The sequence below is a fragment of the Agrobacterium sp. Azo12 genome, assembly GCF_029193765.2.
Taxonomy (GTDB): Bacteria; Pseudomonadota; Alphaproteobacteria; order Rhizobiales; family Rhizobiaceae; genus Agrobacterium.
This window is the reverse complement of sequence record NZ_JARFYO020000003.1, coordinates 312,171-329,639: the sequence shown is the minus strand read 5'-3', so window position 1 is coordinate 329,639 and position 17,469 is coordinate 312,171. Positions and strand designations below refer to the sequence as shown.

The 17,469-nt window shown below is 55.5% G+C and carries 17 protein-coding genes; 10 read left to right on the top strand and 7 right to left on the bottom strand.

Annotation, left to right across the window (positions count from 1 at the left end):
• The first annotated feature begins 68 nt into the window (after nucleotides 1-68).
• The 5 genes from PYL13_RS23560 to PYL13_RS23540 are packed head-to-tail and all read left to right on the top strand — an operon-like array spanning nucleotide 69 to nucleotide 4,959.
• Nucleotides 69-878: an ABC transporter ATP-binding protein gene (locus tag PYL13_RS23560; protein WP_275643495.1), complete on the top strand. Its 810-nt coding sequence runs from the start codon at nucleotides 69-71 to the stop codon at nucleotides 876-878.
• Nucleotides 875-1,618: an ABC transporter ATP-binding protein gene (locus tag PYL13_RS23555; protein WP_275643494.1), complete on the top strand. Its 744-nt coding sequence runs from the start codon at nucleotides 875-877 to the stop codon at nucleotides 1,616-1,618. Before PYL13_RS23560 ends, PYL13_RS23555 begins: the two co-directional genes overlap by 4 nt.
• Nucleotides 1,615-2,526 (top strand): branched-chain amino acid ABC transporter permease, encoded by a 912-nt coding sequence (locus PYL13_RS23550; RefSeq protein WP_275643493.1) that lies wholly within the window; start codon nucleotides 1,615-1,617, stop codon nucleotides 2,524-2,526. The genes PYL13_RS23555 and PYL13_RS23550 overlap by 4 nt, the downstream gene beginning before the upstream one ends.
• Nucleotides 2,523-3,494 (top strand): branched-chain amino acid ABC transporter permease, encoded by a 972-nt coding sequence (locus PYL13_RS23545; protein ID WP_275643492.1) that lies wholly within the window; start codon nucleotides 2,523-2,525, stop codon nucleotides 3,492-3,494. Before PYL13_RS23550 ends, PYL13_RS23545 begins: the two co-directional genes overlap by 4 nt.
• A gap of 4 nt (nucleotides 3,495-3,498) precedes the next feature.
• Complete coding sequence (locus PYL13_RS23540; RefSeq protein WP_275643491.1) at nucleotides 3,499-4,959, top strand: aldo/keto reductase; 1,461 nt, start codon at nucleotides 3,499-3,501, stop codon at nucleotides 4,957-4,959.
• A gap of 129 nt (nucleotides 4,960-5,088) precedes the next feature.
• Here the strand turns inward: PYL13_RS23540 and PYL13_RS23535 are convergent, their stop codons facing one another.
• Both PYL13_RS23535 and PYL13_RS23530 read right to left on the bottom strand, forming a co-directional pair.
• Entirely contained in the window at nucleotides 5,089-5,295 is a 207-nt protein-coding gene (locus PYL13_RS23535; protein ID WP_275643490.1) for a hypothetical protein, read from the bottom strand.
• A 103-nt stretch (nucleotides 5,296-5,398) separates the two neighbouring features.
• Nucleotides 5,399-5,881, bottom strand: coding sequence for a MarR family winged helix-turn-helix transcriptional regulator (locus tag PYL13_RS23530; protein WP_275643489.1), 483 nt, complete (start codon nucleotides 5,879-5,881; stop codon nucleotides 5,399-5,401).
• Between the two features lie 402 nt (nucleotides 5,882-6,283).
• Between PYL13_RS23530 and ehuB the strand changes: the two genes are divergently transcribed.
• From ehuB to PYL13_RS23505, 5 genes are all read left to right on the top strand, one after another.
• Complete coding sequence (ehuB, locus tag PYL13_RS23525; RefSeq protein WP_192490137.1) at nucleotides 6,284-7,153, top strand: ectoine/hydroxyectoine ABC transporter substrate-binding protein EhuB; 870 nt, start codon at nucleotides 6,284-6,286, stop codon at nucleotides 7,151-7,153.
• A gap of 65 nt (nucleotides 7,154-7,218) precedes the next feature.
• Nucleotides 7,219-7,890 carry an ectoine/hydroxyectoine ABC transporter permease subunit EhuC gene (ehuC, locus tag PYL13_RS23520; RefSeq protein ID WP_275643488.1) on the top strand — a complete coding sequence of 224 codons (672 nt, stop codon included), beginning with the start codon at nucleotides 7,219-7,221 and terminating at the stop codon, nucleotides 7,888-7,890.
• 3 nt (nucleotides 7,891-7,893) lie between these two features.
• Nucleotides 7,894-8,586, top strand: coding sequence for an ectoine/hydroxyectoine ABC transporter permease subunit EhuD (gene ehuD, locus PYL13_RS23515; RefSeq protein ID WP_275643487.1), 693 nt, complete (start codon nucleotides 7,894-7,896; stop codon nucleotides 8,584-8,586).
• Nucleotides 8,583-9,356: an ectoine/hydroxyectoine ABC transporter ATP-binding protein EhuA gene (gene ehuA / locus PYL13_RS23510; protein WP_275643486.1), complete on the top strand. Its 774-nt coding sequence runs from the start codon at nucleotides 8,583-8,585 to the stop codon at nucleotides 9,354-9,356. Before ehuD ends, ehuA begins: the two co-directional genes overlap by 4 nt.
• 118 nt (nucleotides 9,357-9,474) lie before the next feature.
• The gene (locus tag PYL13_RS23505) at nucleotides 9,475-11,637 is read left to right on the top strand and encodes a mechanosensitive ion channel domain-containing protein (protein ID WP_275643485.1); all 2,163 of its coding nucleotides are present in this window, start codon (nucleotides 9,475-9,477) and stop codon (nucleotides 11,635-11,637) included.
• Between the two features lie 169 nt (nucleotides 11,638-11,806).
• On the opposite strand, the gene PYL13_RS23500 is transcribed toward PYL13_RS23505, so the two are convergent.
• The 5 genes from PYL13_RS23500 to PYL13_RS23480 form a co-directional block, all read right to left on the bottom strand.
• Nucleotides 11,807-12,517 (bottom strand): ribonuclease activity regulator RraA, encoded by a 711-nt coding sequence (locus PYL13_RS23500; RefSeq protein ID WP_275643484.1) that lies wholly within the window; start codon nucleotides 12,515-12,517, stop codon nucleotides 11,807-11,809.
• A 27-nt stretch (nucleotides 12,518-12,544) separates the two neighbouring features.
• Nucleotides 12,545-14,281: an L-arabinonate dehydratase gene (gene araD, locus PYL13_RS23495; protein ID WP_275643483.1), complete on the bottom strand. Its 1,737-nt coding sequence runs from the start codon at nucleotides 14,279-14,281 to the stop codon at nucleotides 12,545-12,547.
• Between the two features lie 48 nt (nucleotides 14,282-14,329).
• On the bottom strand, nucleotides 14,330-15,829 hold the full coding sequence (locus PYL13_RS23490; protein ID WP_192490131.1) for a tripartite tricarboxylate transporter permease: 1,500 nt from the start codon (nucleotides 15,827-15,829) through the stop codon (nucleotides 14,330-14,332).
• A 38-nt stretch (nucleotides 15,830-15,867) separates the two neighbouring features.
• Entirely contained in the window at nucleotides 15,868-16,347 is a 480-nt protein-coding gene (locus PYL13_RS23485; protein ID WP_275643482.1) for a tripartite tricarboxylate transporter TctB family protein, read from the bottom strand.
• Between the two features lie 67 nt (nucleotides 16,348-16,414).
• Complete coding sequence (locus tag PYL13_RS23480; RefSeq protein WP_275643481.1) at nucleotides 16,415-17,398, bottom strand: Bug family tripartite tricarboxylate transporter substrate binding protein; 984 nt, start codon at nucleotides 17,396-17,398, stop codon at nucleotides 16,415-16,417.
• Between the last annotated feature and the right edge of the window lie 71 nt (nucleotides 17,399-17,469).

Below are 17,469 nucleotides of genomic sequence, written 5' to 3'. Positions count from 1 at the left end.
GTTGATTTTCTTCATGAGGTAAAGTTTGATCAAACATCACCGATCAAATCAAGAGACTTCTTTCGTTCATGCACTCTTCCGCGTCATCAGCCCCCGTGACCAATGCTCCCGATCTGCGGGCCGTGATCGATGCACGCGACCTCGTGAAGCGTTTCGAAGGCCATACGGCCGTCGAGGGCATGTCGCTAAAACTCGCAGCTGGCGAAATGTTGGGACTGATCGGTCCAAATGGAGCCGGTAAGACAACGCTTTTCAATCTGATTGCTGGCAGTCTAAGACCGACATCGGGAGAAATCTGGATTGGCGGCCTCGACGTCTCCCAAGAGAGCCCTGAACAGCGCATCGGCCGCGGTGTCGGGCGCACCTTCCAGATCCCAAAGCCCTTTCTCGAAATGACTGTGCTGGAAAACGTTATGACCGGCGCCCAAGCCCAGGATGGCGAGCGGCTTTTCGCGAATTTCCTGCGGTTCGGTCATGTCCGAAACCAGGAGAAACTAGTGATCGAAAAAGCACGGGGCCTGCTGGAGTTTGTTACGCTGTCAGGCCTTGAGGCCCAACCGGCAAAAGTCCTCTCAGGTGGCCAGCGCAAGCTTTTGGAACTGGCACGTATCCTAATGGCCGACCCGCAGGCAATCCTGCTTGACGAACCTGCAGCGGGCGTCAACCCAGCCCTGCTCGAAACCATCATGGAGCGGGTTATCGATCTCAACAGGCAGGGCAAGTCCATACTGCTGATCGAGCACAACATGGACATGATTTCGCGGCTATGCTCTCGCGTTGTTGCCATGGCGCTCGGCAAACCTCTGGCCGAAGGCACGCCTGCCGAAGTGGCTGCCAATGCCGACGTGATCAATGCCTATCTCGGGATTGCAGCATGACGGCGCCCGCGCTTCGCACCCAAGCGCTCGTCGCAGGGTATGAACCAGACCTGCCGATCGTGCGCGGTGTCGACCTATCAGTCGCGCCCGGGGAGCTGCTGGTGCTTCTCGGACCCAATGGGGCAGGCAAGTCGACATTCGTCAAGGCGATTGCCGGTGTCGTACCCGTGCATTCCGGCAGCGTCTTCCTGGGGGAGAGCGACATTACGCGCGTTACTACCCACCGCAAGATCGGCAAGGGCCTCGCCTTCGTACCCCAAACGGAAAACATCTTCGCAACGCTTACCATTCACGAAAACCTCCAGCTTGCCGCCGCCGTCCTGCCAAAGCCCATCCGCGCTGAAAAAATCGCTGCTCTGTACCATCGCTTTCCCGATCTGATGACAAAACCATCGCGGCTGGCGGGAGCGCTTTCCGGCGGACAACGCCAGATGCTTGCGGTCGCCAGAGCGCTGATTGTCGATCCTCCAGTCCTCATTCTCGACGAACCATCGGCCGGTCTTTCGCCGAAGATCGTGGCGGAAGTCTTTGCGATGCTGCAGGAAATCAATTCCGACGGCGTCACCGTCATTCTGGTTGAGCAGAACGTCAAGGCCGCCCTTTCGATTGCCAACCGCGCTGTCATTCTCGTCGAAGGTAAAATCCGCCATGAAGGAGATGCATCAACCCTACTTGGCGATCCTCTGATCGCCAAGCTCTATCTCGGCACATCGCAGCAACATGAGGTGCCGCAGCCATGAACCCACAATTCCTGATCGATGGGCTGATTGCCGGCGCGATGATTGGCCTGGGCGCCATCGGCGTCACGCTGACCTACTCGATTCTGCGCTTTGCCAATTTTGCCCATGGCGAGCTTCTCTCCTGGGGGGCCTATCTGGCACTCGCAGTGAGCGGTGGCCTGGGCCTGCTCTTCTCCACGCTGACAAAGCCTGTCGGCCCCTTCTCCTTCGGCTGGTCTCTGCCGCTTTCAACCGTGCTCGCAATCATCCTCACAGGTGCTTTGGCACTCGCCGTGGACGCGGTATTGTTCGGCCGCCTGAGGGCGCGCGGCAGCGCTGTTATCATTCTGGTGATGGCAAGTTTTGGCGCCTCGCTTGCCCTGCGCAGCCTGCTTGAGTTCATATTCACCTCGAAACCTGCCTATTACACCAAGGCACTGCAAATCGCTGTTCCGATCATTGGCAAACTGCGCGCAACGCCCGATCAGCTTCTATCGCTCGGCGTCTCTTTCGTTGCCGTCATCGCCATCCACCTGCTGATGACCCGAACTGATATCGGCCGCTCAATGCGGGCTGTGAGCGAAAACACGGCACTAGCGGGAATTGCCGGCGTAGATGTGCGCCGGGTAATTCGCTGGGTGTGGTTCGTTGGTGCAGCACTCGCCTGCATCGCGGGCGTCATGACCGGGCTGCTGGTTCAGATACGGCCCTATCTGGGTCATGACCTGTTGCTACCATTGTTTGCCGCCGCGATCCTCGGCGGCATCGGTAGCGTGCCCGGCGCCATGATCGCAGGATTGATCGTCGGGCTTTCAGAGGCTGCGGCCGTGCAAATGATCGGCGCGGAATGGCGCGCTGCGGTCTCCTTCGTCATCCTTGTTGCGGTTCTTCTTCTGCGTCCACGCGGACTGTTCGGGAGGGCGACATGAGCCTGGACCTGATTGCCTATGCCGCCTTCTTCCTCACGATGGCACTGACCTATGCCATCATGTGCCTCGGTCTCAATGTGCAGTGGGGCCAGACGGGTTTGTTCAACGTCGGCATCGCCGCCTTTGTGGCCATCGGCGCCTATGTCTCAGCCCTGCTGACCACGCCTGATGCTGCCGGTCGTGTCGGCGGCTTCGACCTGCCAATCCCCATCGGCTGGATCGGAGGCGCGCTTTTCGCAGGCCTAGCCGCCTGGCTGGTCGGAGCGCTTACCATCCGGCTCCGGTCCGACTATCTGGCAATCGCCACTTTCGGTGTGGCCGTCACAGTCCAGCTTTGCGTGCTCAACCTGCAGCCGCTTACAGGCGGCGCTTTCGGTATCGGTTTCATTCCGCGTCCGTTTGGCGATCTGGCCGGCGATCCGCTTGCCTTTGGCCTTTCTAATCTTGCGCTGATGGCAGCCATCGTACTGGCGCTGTACCTTGCGCTCCAGCATCTGGCCAAAAGCCCGTGGGGGCGCGTGCTAAGGGCTATCCGAGAGGATGAAGCTGCCGCGCAGGCGCTGGGCAAGCGCCCGATGCGCTTCCGGCTACAGGCCTTTACCATCGGCGGTGCCATCATGGGACTGGCGGGTGCCGCACAAGGGCATTTCATCGGCTTCATCGCACCCGACAACTATCTGCCGATTCTGACCTTCCAGGTCTGGGCAATGCTGATAGTCGGTGGCTCCGGCAACAATCGCGGCGCCATTCTCGGCGCGGTAATCGTTTGGGGCCTCTGGGCGCTGTCGGCCGCAACTGTTTCCGCTTTCGTCCCGCCGGAGCAGCAGGCGCGCGCTGCATCACTGCAGATTGTCATGATCGGGGTAGGTCTTTGCCTAATCCTGCTCCTGCGCCCTCGCGGCATTCTCGGCGCGTTGAACACAATCGCATCTCTCACGCGCAAGCGCGCGGCAAAATCTAAGGAATAGACCCATGGCAAAGCGGCCCGATCGCATCGCGATCACCAAGGACCTCTCAATCAGCCGTCTTGTCTGCGGGCTCTGGCAGGTTGCCGATATCGAAAAGAACGGCACGGTAATCGACCCGGACAAGGGCGCCGATGCACTTCAAGCCTACACGCGCGACGGCTTCGACACATTCGATATGGCAGATCATTATGGCTCGGCCGAAGTGATCACCGGACGTCTTTTGGCGCGTTATGACAGCAACGCCAGACCAGTCGCTTTTACCAAGTGGTGCCCTGAGCCCGGCCCGATGACTGCGGATGTCGTGCGTCGCGGCGTTGAGGAACGGCTGAGCCGACTAGGGGTCGACAGGATCGATCTGCTTCAGTTTCACTGGTGGAGTTTTGAGCACCCCGCATGGCTCGACGCCCTTCACGAAATGCAGCGCCTTCGCGAAGAGGGCCTGATCGGCGCGTTAGGACTGACCAATTTCGACGCCGGACATCTGGCGCTGGCCTTGGCCGATGGTATAGAGATCGCCACCAATCAGGTCTCGTTCTCTCTCGTTGATCGCCGGGCGGCCGGAGCGTTGTCCGATCTCTGCGCCAAAAGCGGTGTCAAGCTGCTGGCCTATGGCACACTGTGCGGCGGTTTTCTCTCCGAAAAATGGCTCGACCGGCCCGAGCCCGTCAACATCCCCGACTGGAGCCGCTCGAAGTATAAGCGCTTCATTGACACCGCCGGCGGGTGGGACGCGTTTCAAGGCATTTTGCGGGCGGCTTCCGGTATCGCGGTCAAGCACAGTGTCTCGATCTCCAATGTCGCCAGCCGGTGGGTCCTCGAACATAATGCTGTCGCCGCTGCTATCGTCGGCGCGCGGATCGGAGAAAACGAGCATCGTGATGATAATCTGAAGGTATTTTCCTTCGCGCTGGATGGTGAGGACCATGCGGCCCTTAACGCAGCTTTTGCAAAAACACATTCCATTCCTGGTGACTGCGGCGATGAATACCGCAAACCGCCGTTCCTGACGGCATCTGGCGATCTCAGTCACCATCTGGACGCCATCCCGTCTATCTATACCGCAGTCCCCGTCCCCGGCCGACCTGGTCGTTCGCGTGTATCGTCGGGCAGCATCTGGGAGCCGATCGCTGGATATAGCCGCGCGGTCCGGATTGGCAATCGCATCCTCGTCTCCGGCACAACAGCGACCCATGGCGCGGACCGATGTGTTGCGCCCAAAAATGCTGGCGCCCAGGCCACCTACATTCTTGATAAGATCGCAGCATCCATCTCAGCGCTGGGCGGCAGCATGGAGGATGTTGTACGAACCCGAATCTACTTGCGCGATGCTAATCAGTGGGAACCAGTTTCCCGGGCTCATGGCCGTGCCTTTTCATTGGTCCTGCCGGCCAATACACTGATTGAGGCCGGCAATCTGATCGGGGATTACGAGGTTGAGATCGAGGTGGAAGCGATCTGCGACTGAAGCCGAGAATAATCCCTGTCACGCCTGGCAAAACCGTTGCACCGTGGACACCAGATGGCGCACCCAAGGGTTTTCTGGCTTCACACCCGCTGATGTCCTGGCTTGCCCATGCAGGAGCAAGGTTTAGGATTACAGTGGCTGCAACGAGCTGCAAGCAGCAAGCGCCATCATGCCAGCATTGCCTGTCGTGACGCCTGTGCATGTACTCGTACTCGTCGAAACGGTCGTTACAGAACCATCCATAATGATGGCAACGAAGCCACGCGCGTCACGCTTCGCGACCATTCTGCCCACAGCGTAAAAATACGTAATGTCAGCCTGTTGGCCGGAAGACATCTTCGCACACCTGCTCGCTACCGCGCCTGGCCGATTTTTTGGAGACCAGACCTTATATGCACGAGCCCCACGGAACCGGGACGGGCCAATGCCGAATAGCGAATTATGGTTCGCCAGATAAATGCACCATATGGTCAAACACTGCGGCCGGATCGTCATGATCCGGGTCAAGCATATCGGCAACCCGTTCAAGCGACGCGACAAGTGTCATTTGCTCCCAATCTTTAAGCTGGGAAAAATGTTTCTGGAATTCGGCATGCACCGCATTTGGCGCTTTGGCCAAAATTTTCTGGCCGTGATCTGTGATCGACAAAAGAGCTTGTCTGCGATCTCGCTCGCCGCGGCGGCGATGGATCATCCCGATGGCTTCCAGCTTTTTCAGCAGAGCAGTCGCCGTTGCCTGAGTGATCCCCATGTGAGCAGCAACGTAACCCGCGGTCTGTTCACCCTGCCCGTCCAAGACCTGCATGAAGATAAGTTGTGACGGCGTCAGGCCGGTTTCTAGCATAAGCTCTTTTGAATTAAGCTCAGAAGCGCGCAAGATTTTTCGAATTGCTGTCAGTGCAAGCTTGGTACGATCTTCCATCGTTTTTCCCTGTCGGTTCACTGCGCTGTAACTCTAGAGGGAACCAAAGACAATAGGAATGCATTTACGTTCCCTCCATATCCTTAGAGAGACTAAGTATTGTTGCGCATCTAATCAAAAAAATAGAAACGATTGAAAATTATCTACGAGGATAAAAACTTAAATATTCAGGCATTTAGGCGTTATTTTAGAGAGTCGAAGTCTAATTTGCGGCTTTTTTGTGGTTGATATTTAGTTTGTTTAATCTAAATAAATGGCGTGTTATCGAAAGCGGAAATCTGCTTTTTTCAGATTTTACACATTGGAACAGCTACGGGCACGCGCGCACCGCGCGGGATGGAAATGCGGCGACGAAATCAGCCTTGCCACTTGTCCATCCAGGCATGAAATCAGGAGACGTGTATGACCAAATTTTCACAGCAAGTTTTGACCCTGCTAACATTAGCCGCAACGACAGCATTGGCGGCTAATCCCGGCAACGCCGCCACCCTGGAAGAGATCAAAAAAAGCGGAACCGTGCGTATCGCGGTCGCAAATGAAATTCCTTATGGCTATGTCGACCCGTCAGGTGAAGCAAAAGGCGCCGGTCCAGATGTGGCAAAGGTCATCATGGAAAAGCTGGGCGTCGAAAAGATTGAATGGGTTGCCACCAACTTCTCGTCTCTTATTCCCGGTTTGCAGGCGAACCGGTTTGATATGGTCGCCGCAGAAATGGCAATCTTGCCAGACCGGTGCAACCAGGTCCTTTTTTCCGATCCGAACACGTCTTACGGCGAAGGTCTTTTGGTCGCCAGTGGCAATCCAAAGAACATTCATGCTTTCGAGGACTTTGCCAAAAACGGCGATCTGAAAGTGGCAATTATGGCTGGCGCTGACCAGCTTGAGATGATGCAGAAACTTGGCGTGGACGAAGCCAACCTTGTCACCATCTCGGCCAACGCAGACGCCATATCGACTGTATCCACAGGACGCGCCGACGCATATGCCGCGACAAGTCTTACGGTCGGCAACCTGGCTGAGCAGAATAATGGCGTCGAACTTGCAGAAAACTTTACTGACCCGGTTGTTGACGGAGAGGCCGTGCGCAGCTGGGGCGGGTTTACCTTTGCAAAAGACAACGTGACATTGCGTGATGCCGTCAATCAGGCGCTTGTTGACATCAAGAAGACTGAAGACTGGGCGGAGATCGTCACCTCCTATGGTTTCACTCAATCCGATCTGGATGGCTCACTCAAACGCAGCACACAGGAACTCTGCTCTGTGTCAAACTAATCCTGTTAAAGCGCCTCGGAAGCTCAACTTCCGGGGCCAAAAAATCTTAGTCTAAGGATCATTCGATGCATTGGACCGAATATTTCGGACCGCTTCTCGAGGGAGCCTGGGTTACAATTCAGTTGACCGTTTATTCCACCGTGCTGGGTGCAATCCTCGCATTTCTGGCAGGAATCGGAAAACTGAGCAGGTTTGTGACCGTCAGGGTTTTATCTATTGCCTATATCGAGATATTTCGCGGCACCTCGCTCTTGGTGCAATTATTCTGGCTATATTTCGCGCTGCCGCTTGCAGGTATGGCAATCGGAATTGATTTGCGCCTGCCCCCCATACTCGCTGGTGTTCTGGCGCTCGGTTTGAACATAGGCGCCTACGGAGCCGAAGTCGTGCGTGGTGCTATCGTGGCCGTGCACCGGGATCAGCATGAAGCTGCGCGAGCGCTCAATTTTACGCCGCGCCAGACATTATTGACAGTCATTATACCCCAGGCGCTGCCGGAAATGATGCCTTCCTTCGGAAATCTCGCAGTGCAAAACCTAAAAGACACAGCACTGGTTTCGCTCATAAGCCTCGGCGACTTGGCTTTTCGCGCCGAACAGATCCGTAATTTCACCCAGGACAGCACGACGATCTACACAATGCTTTTGTTTGCCTATTTCGGGATGGCCCTGGTCCTCACGGCGATCATGCACAGTGTGGAACTCTATGTGAGCCGCTGGCGCACAGGAAGGAGCTGATCGATGCTCTTCGGTTATGAATGGGACCTGTCCAGTCCCTCTGCGTTTGCGGCTTCCATCCTGCCGATCTTGCTCAATGGCCTTGTGGTCACAATCCAGGCAGCTGTGTTAGGTTTTGTCGTAGCACTGGTGCTTGGTCTGGTGTGGGCAGTTCTCAAGAATGCATCGTCGCGTTTCATCTCCTGGCCCGCCAAGGCAGTTACCGAGTTCATACGCGACACGCCATTGCTCGTGCAGTTGTTCTTTCTCTACTATGTGCTGCCGGAACACGGCATAGTTCTGCCGGCATTCATGACCGGTGCCCTGGCCCTTGGCATTCAGTACAGTGCCTATACGGCCGAGGTCTATCGCGCTGGTCTGGAAGCTGTTGGGAGGGACCAGCGCGAAGCGGCGCGTGCGCTTAATCTGAGTTCCCGACGCACGTTCAGCCACATCATATTGCCGCAAGCGGTGCCGCGCATCATTCCGGCCATGGGAAACTATCTCGTTTCCATCATGAAGGACGTTCCCGTCCTCTCGGTAGTAACCGTTCTGGAAATGTTGAACGTCGCCAAAATAGTTGGAGACCGCACGTTCGACTACCTTATCCCACTGTCGATGGTCGGTCTCATTTATCTCATCATGACCATCATTGCGTCTGCCGGGGTTCGCCTTGTCGACGCCTCGCTACCCACTCGAGGAATTCCCCTGAAATGACTGATACAATCGTAAAGTTCGACAAGGTGGTAAAACGCTTCGGTGACCTCACCGTCCTCAACAAATTGGACTTTAACGTCCGCAAGGGTGAGAAAGTCTCCATCATCGGCCCTTCGGGCTCGGGCAAATCCACTGTCCTGCGAATTCTCATGACATTGGAAGGTATTAACGAGGGAAGCGTCACAGTGGATGGCGAGCCTCTGTGGCACGAACGAAAAGCCAGTGGCGAACTGATCACGGCAAGCGAAGCGCACCTTCGCAAAATGCGCAGCAAACTTGGTATGGTGTTTCAGCACTTTAATCTGTTTCCCCACATGACGGTGCTGCGGAACATAACGGAGGCCCCAGTCCAGGTTCTCGGATTATCAAAAGCTGACGCCCGGTTGCGCGCAGAGGAATTGCTGGAACTTGTAGGCCTTTCTGATCAAGCCAACAAATATCCCAGCCAGCTTTCGGGAGGACAAAAGCAGCGCGTGGGAATTGCCCGCGCGCTCGCCATGCGGCCCAGCATATTACTGTTTGACGAACCAACGTCAGCGCTCGATCCGGAACTTGTCGGTGAAGTTTTAAATGTAATTGGCAAGCTTGCCGATGAACATGATCTCACAATGCTGCTGGTAACTCACGAAATGCGCTTTGCGCGGGAAATCTCCGACCGCGTGTGTTTTTTCGACCGCGGGAGAATTCGAGAAGAAGGTGCACCTGAAGATATCTTCACCGATCCCACCGAGGAGCGGACAAGAGAGTTTCTCCAGGCCGTGTTGAACTAGGTTCGGCAACCCTGCCCGGCACGACACTCATCTTGTCAGCAGCGGCAGTCATGCTGTCCGGTCCGCGGCCAGCGACAATTCGAACCTTTTTATTTCAGCCCAGACTTCGAAAGCCAGCATGCGTGCATGTAATATCGTTGCCAGTTTCATTCTCTTTCTATCGATGATCCTGCTATCCGCCCCATCATTCGCCCAAAACGGAAGCGAAGCCGTTTCAAAGCAGGCCAGCAGTGTCGATGACCTGATCCGTATCCTCGAGAACGAAGAAGCACGTCACGCACTGTTGAGCCGCCTGAAAAGTGAAGCTGCAGCCCAAGCCTCGACCACATCAGATCCCGGTGAGCCCACGATTGCTCGCCAGATCGCAGAACAAACAAAAGCGGCGGCAGAGCATATCGTCGCTGGAGGCGAGGCCGTTTGGGAGGGTGTCTCCAGCATAGCGACGATTATCTCCGAACCAGACAGTATGAATTATCGCACTCTTCAGGCGTTTGTTCTCAACGTCCTTCTGGTCGGGGCAGCGCTGTTTGCGTCTTATCTCGTGTTGCGCATGACAACTCATTTTCTACAGCACCGTTTTGCAAGCCGAGCCGATGGCAGACACTGGTCTTTGCGCGTGCTCTTCACGGCAGTATCAACGCTCATCGACATTATGGCTATCGCTTTGTCTTGGGGTGCAGGCTACATTATTGCCCTTCAGGTGGTTGGCGGCGGCACGGGCCGAATGGACATCAACCAGACACTGCTTCTCAATGCATTTCTCATGGTAGAACTGCTGAAGGTCGCCATGCGGACGATGCTGCAGCCGCGCTTTCCAGCTCTTCGCCTGCCTCCTGTATGCGATACGACTGCAGCCTATTGGTATTTCTGGCTGGCGCGAATAATGTCGCTCGTTGGCTATACGTTCTTGTTCGTGGCACCCGTTATCGCCTCGCTTGCCTCTGACACGGCAGCGCAAGTGGTTCGCGTCGTGGTAATGCTCACAGTTTTGCTCATCGCTGTGATCATTATTTTACAAAACCGTGACCGGGTGAAACAAACACTCTCTGCGAGAGCGGCAAGCGGTCGTGTCGACTTCATCAGTCGTAGCGGAGCTTTTTTGGCCGGCATATGGCACCTTCTTGCAATCGCGTATGTCGTCTCGGCTCTTATCGTTTGGCTCGTCAATCCGGCAATTGCGCTGCCCTTCATGGTGGCAGCAACGGTTAAATCGATCCTTGCATTCATTTTTGGGGGCTTGGTGATCGCGTTCGTGGCGCGCTTTGCAAATGCTGGCCTTCGACTGCCGGACGACGTACGGCTTCGTCTGCCAATGCTTCAGGCGAGGCTACAAGCCTTCGTTCCGCTGATGATGCAGATCGTCCGCTCTCTGGTGTCGGCCGGGGTTCTGATCGCGGTGGCTCAGTCCTGGGGATTGATCGATTTTCTAGGCTGGTTGGCATCGGAGACCGGCCAACGCTTCACAACATCAACCATTGCCGCACTGGTCATCCTTTTGCTTGGCTTTCTAGCCTATTTGGCTATGTCATCATGGATCGAATACCGGCTCAATCCCGAATTTGGTTCGATACCGACAAGTCGCGAGAAGACGCTACTTTCCCTGTTTCGTAACGCCTTCAACATTGCACTTGTGATCCTGGTGACAATGCTTGCACTGGCACAAATTGGCGTGAACATCGCACCACTCTTGGCGGGCGCTGGCGTACTTGGTCTTGCGATTGGTTTCGGTGCACAGAAGCTCGTGCAGGACATAATTACTGGCGTCTTCATTCAACTTGAAAATGTCATGAACGAGGGCGATATCGTCAGCCTTGGTAACGTGACCGGCGCCGTGGAGAGGCTTACCATTCGCTCCGTTTCCATACGTTCACTGGATGGCACACTTCACCTCATTCCATTTTCCTCGGTCGACACTGTCTCCAATCTCATGAAGGATTTTGGCTATCATGTTGCGGAAATCCGTGTGGGGCTCAGGGAAGACATTGGCGCCGTCAAAAGTGCCATGCAGGAGGCCTTTGATTTGCTGATGCAGACGGAGTGGAAAGACAAGGTGATTGACGACCTGGAAATGCACGGCATCACCGCTTTCGGCGACAGCTTCATAACGGTCAGAGCACGCATCAAGACGTTGGCTGGCAGTCATTGGGGAACTGGGCGAGCCTACAACGAAATCATCAAGCAGGTTTTCGATCAGCGCGGCATCAACATCCCGTTCCCTCACATTTCCCTCGCCGTTGACGCCAGCGGTTCGGGCTACCTACCAAGTACCAACATTTCATAAGACTTCCATCACGGTCAGGACCTGGCACGACCAGGCTGGGTCGTCTGCGTCGGCAGCACTTGTTAGGGAAAACACAACTTCGTTGCGCCCAGTAAGTCACGCCCACGTGTTGTCCGTTCTTTGCGAGCAGTCAGAGACCAGCTCAGCCTTTGGACGTAATGACGGCGTTTCACCTGCCATTTATTCGACGCCATTCAGCAAACAGGGCCAGGTTACGTTCATCCGTTGCTGGATAAAGACCGATAATTGTGTGGCCTGCCTTGACCCGTTCAGTGACGAAATCCTCATAGGCCGTCATCTCGACTGCCTCATCAGCAATCTCCTCGGCAATTTCAGAGGGTATGACGATAACGCTGTCGTCATCACCCACCATGATATCCCCTGGGAAAACGGCCACGTCACCGCAGCCAATCGGCACGTTGATATCAATTGCCTCATGCAGCGTCAGATTGGTCGGGCTAGATGGACGGTTGTGATAGGCTGGAATGTCCAGTTCCCCAATCGTCATTGCATCGCGAAAGCCGCCATCTGTAACCACACCTGCCCCGCCACGTACCATCAACCTTGTAATCAGAATATCACCAGCCGAAGCCGCCCGCGGGTCTTTGCGACTGTCCATGACCAGTACCGAACCTTCCGGGCAGGTCTCGATGGCATGGCGTTGTGGATGTTTCGGGTCGCGAAACACGGACATCGGATTACGATCTTCACGCGCCGGCATATAGCGAAGCGTAAATGCCGGGCCGACCATGTTGCGGCCCTTCGGTCGTACTGGCCGCACATCCTGGATAGTCTGGTTTTTCAAGCCGCGCTTGTAGAGCGCCGAGCAAAGCGTTGCAACGGATACGCCCATCAGTTTCTCACGGGTATCGGGGTTCATATTATCCTCGTTCCTAATACGTGTTGCTTAATTGATGGCAGGCTCGGACACTTTTGCGCCGAACTCGGTTTTCAGAAAATCGAAATCACAACCCTTGTCTGCCTGCTCGATGTGCTTGGTGAACATAAAGCCGTAACCGCGTTCATACCGTGGCTCAGGCGCGGCCCAGGCGGCGCGGCGCGCCTCAAGCTCCGCTTCTGGGACGAGCATGTTGAGACTGCGAGCGGGAATGTCGAGCTCGACCATGTCGCCGCTTTTCAACAGCGCCAGAGGACCGCCAACAAATGCTTCAGGTGAGGCATGCAACACGCAGGCGCCAAAACTCGTGCCGGACATGCGGGCATCCGAAATGCGTACCATGTCTCTCAGTCCGAGTTTCAGCAGCGCCTTAGGCATGGGTATCATTCCCCATTCCGGCATTCCCGGGCCACCCTGCGGTCCGGCATTGCGCAATACCAGCACAGTCTCAGGCGTCAACGGATAATCAGGATCATCGATGATAGCCTTCAGTTCGGGGTAGCTGTCGGCGACAAGTGCCGGCCCTTTGTGCCTGTGAAATTTAGGATCACAGGCGGCCGGCTTGATGACTGCACCATCCGGGCACAGATTGCCTTTTAACACGGCAAGCGAACCCTCATGATAAACAGGATTTGACAGCGGCCGGATAACATCCTCATTCCAGACTTTTACCGTATCCAGCCCTTCTACCAGAGGCTTGCCCGTCACGCAGATGGCGCTCGGGTCTAGCTTGTCACCGAGTTGTTTCATCAGCGCGCGAAGGCCTCCAGCATAAAAAAAGTCTTCCATCAGATAGGTCGTGCCGGATGGGCGGATGTTGGCGATGACAGGCGTTGTGCGACCGATACGATCAAGATCATCCAGTTCCAGCGGAACGCCGGCACGCCTGGCCATTGCAATGAGATGAATGATCGCATTGGTCGAACAGCCTGTTGCCATGGCGACCGTCACTGAGTTGTTCACGGCCGCTGGCGTAATTATTTTGTCCGGAGTGAGGTCTTCCCACACCATGTCGACAATGCGCCGTCCGCACGCGGCAGACATGCGTTGGTGGTTGGCGTCAGCAGCTGGAATAGACGAGGCTCCGGGAAGCGTAAGTCCCATAGCCTCGGCAATCGCGGTCATCGTTGATGCCGTGCCCATTGTCATGCAGTGGCCATAGCTTCGGGCAATACCACCTTCAATGCCCTGCCATTCCTCTTGGGAAATTGTTCCGGCGCGCCGCTCATCCCAATATTTGAAACCGTCCGTGCCAGAACCCAGTGCCTTGCCTGCATAGTTACCACGCAACATCGGTCCTGCAGGCAGATAGATAAACGGAATGCCCATCGATACGGCGCCCATGACGAGACCTGGCGTGGTCTTGTCACAACCACCCATCAACACGGCGCCGTCGACCGGATGTGAACGCAGCAATTCCTCTGTCTCCATCGCAAGCATGTTGCGATAAAGCATTGTCGTCGGTTTCACGAAATTCTCCGACAATGAGAGCGCTGGCAACTCCATCGGAAAACCTCCGGATTGCAGTACGCCGCGCTTGACCCAGTCAACGCGCTCGCGGAAATGCATGTGACAGGGCTGCGCATCCGACCACGTGTTGATGATCGCGATGATTGGTCGACCTTCCCAATCTTGCGGCGCGTAACCCATCTGCATGGTGCGCGATCGGTGTCCGAACGACCGTTGGTCGTCCGGTATCATCCAGCGCGCTGAGCGCAACTCATTGTAGGTTTTCCGGTCTGCCATTTCATACTCCCGTGCCACAGGGCACCCAAGCTGGATCGATAATATCCGTTATTCAGTGAATGCCTCATCCCGCTTGCGACTGATGCTCGGCGACAATACGAGAGCCAGTACGACAACGGCAAAGACCAGCAATGACAGACTAAGAGGGCTGCGTACGAAGATGGTCGGATCACCCTGGCTGATCAGCATGGCTCGCCGCAGATTTTCTTCCAGCATCGGTCCGAGGATAAAACCCAGGAGCAACGGTGCCGGTTCAAAGCGCATCTTGCTGAGTGCAAGACCGATAACGCTGAAGGCAGCCATGACAAAGACATCAAACACACTGTTGTTGATGCTGTAGGCGCCGATACAGCAGAAACCGATAATCGCCGGAAACAGCAAGTGATACGGCACCGTCAACATGCGCACCCAAAGCCCGATCAGTGGCAGGTTCAGGATGACGAGCATGAGATTACCCGACCACATTGAGACAATCATGCCCCAGAACAGCGCCGGTTCATCCGAGATCACATTCGGTCCGGGTGTGATACCCTGAATGATCATCGCACCAACCATCAGCGCCATAACAGGGTTTCCGGGAATGCCAAGGGTAAGCATCGGAATAAACGATGTCTGCGCACCGGCATTATTTGCAGATTCAGGGGCAGCAACGCCTTCGATTGCGCCTTTGCCGAATTCGGCTTTGTTGGGAGAAATCCGTTTCTCCACCGCATAGGAAGCAAACGATGCAAGCATCGCGCCACCACCTGGAAGAACGCCCAGAAAAGACCCCAGTGCGGTGCCGCGCAGAACCGGCGCGCAAATCCGCCGAAAATCATCCTTCGACAGCATCAGTCCTGTGACCCGTTTGACGCCGACCGAACGCTCCTGCTCATTTTCCAGATTGCGCAGGATTTCACAGATTCCAAAAATTCCCATGCTGACTGCCACGAAATTCAGGCCGTCATAAAGCTCCGGAACATTAAACACGTAGCGTGGCGTACCGCTTTCCACGTCAGTGCCGATGGTGCCGAGGACGAGACCAAACACGATCATGGCAAAGGCCTTCAGCAGTGAGCCGCTCGCAAGTGCAACAGAGGCGACAAGCCCCAGCACCATCAGCGAGAAATATTCTGCGGGCCCAAATTTGAGCGCAACGGATGCCAGTGGCGGCGCGGCTACAGCAAGCAGGATGGTCGCAACCGAACCGGCAAAAAATGAACCAAGGGCTGCGGTTGCCAACGCGGCACCCGCACGGCCATTTCGTGCCATCTGATACCCGTCAATGGCGGTAACGACAGAAGAACTTTCACCTGGAAGATTGATCAGAATTGCGGTTGTCGATCCGCCATATTGCGCGCCGTAAAATATGCCCGCCAACATGATAAGCGCAGATTCCGGCGGTAACCCGAAGGTAATCGGCAACAGCATTGCAATTGTGGCGGTCGGACCAAGGCCCGGCAGTACGCCGATCGCAGTCCCGAGAAGACAGCCGATAAAACCGTAAAACAAGTTCATCGGCATGAAGGCCGTTGAGGCACCGAGCCAGAGGTTAGAGAAGATGTCCATGTGTAATCCAATCCGGTTGCGCGGCTGGCTGGCAAACCTTAGAAAAAGTCACCGATGAAAGGAATCCAAGGCCCGAAGGCACTGACGGGAAGCGACAAGAGCTTCGTAAAAAGCAGAACAGAACAGGCAGAGAGAAACAAACCAAGTAAGATGGCATGACGCCAGTTCGCATAACGACTTGCCGTGGCAACCCCGACGATGAGCAGGAACATTGTGGCGGCAAGACCCAGTCTGGCCAATAGAAGTCCGAAGCCGATGGGCGCGAGAATGACCAGAAAATAGGCCATCCAGTTCCACGCTTCAGGCCCATCATCTTCCACCTCAACTAGCACTGACTGCACGATGATCAGAGTTCCAAGGGCCATCAGCAGCAGGCTTAGCATGGTTGGGAAATAGCCAGGCCCCATCTGAAAAGAGTTGCCTACCTGTAGATCCCGCCCGAACCAAATGAACAGGAGACCGGTACAAATCATCGTTACGCCGCCGGCGAAGTCGCGGGCGTTTTTTATCTTCAGCATGGCATGATACTCGCGTGTGTAAAATGTACCGGCCGGAACTGCGTTCAACTCCGGCCGGCAGATAACATCACTGCAGCGGCACGTTGGCAGCCTTGATAACCTCGGCCCATTTGGCCGTTTCACTGTCGATGAAGGCCTGGAATTCAGCCGACGTATTGCCGACAGGCGTTACGCCCATGGCTTTAAGTTTCTCCTGCATCGCCGGATCTGCAATGATCGCCTGAACTTCCTTACTCAGTTTTTCAACAATCTCAGGCGGAGTACCGGCGGGCGCAAACAGACCGTGCCATGAAGTTGCTTCAAATCCCGGAATAACGCTTGCCATTGTTGGCACATCTGGCAACAGGCTGGCTTTTTCCAGGCTTGTTACAGCGAGCGCTTTGACTTTTCCGGCTTTCACCTGCTGGGCGGCGGTCGGGATATTGTCAAACATCATGTCCACGTGACCGGCCACGACATCGAGAATGGCCTGGCTGCTGCCCTTGTATGGCACATGGGTGATTTTAAGATCGGCCTTGGTTGCCAGAAGCTCGCCAGCCAAGTGGATGGATGTACCAACCCCGGACGATGCATATGTATGCTTTCCCGGCTCGGATTTCAGGAAAGTGATCAATTCTTCAACGGAGTTGGCTTTGATCTTGTCTGGATTGACAACCAGAACGTTGGGCAGGCTCGCAATCAGCGAAATTGGCGCAAAGCCTTTTTCCTTGTCATAAGGCAAAGTTTTGTAGAGCGTCTGATTGATGGCGTTGGAGCTGACCGTGCCCATGCCAATCGTGTAGCCATCCGGCTTCGAACGGGCCAGATCACCAAGACCGATATTGCCACCGGCACCGGGCTTGTTTTCAACGATAAAACGTTGCCCCAGCCTCTTGTCCAGTTGCTCGGCAACCAGACGGCCAAAGGTATCTGTATTTCCGCCAGCTGCAAATGGAACGACAACCGTGACGGTCTTGGATGGATAGTCATCAGCTTGGCTCGACTGTGAGCTCGCTACAGCCAATATGGCGGTAGCGGCCGCCAACGTCATGAAACGTTTGAGGTTCATCATAAATTCCTCCTCTTTTCTGGCCTCCCGCCAGCGTTACCTAGCCACCCTTCGAAACCCTCCGACGAAGAAAT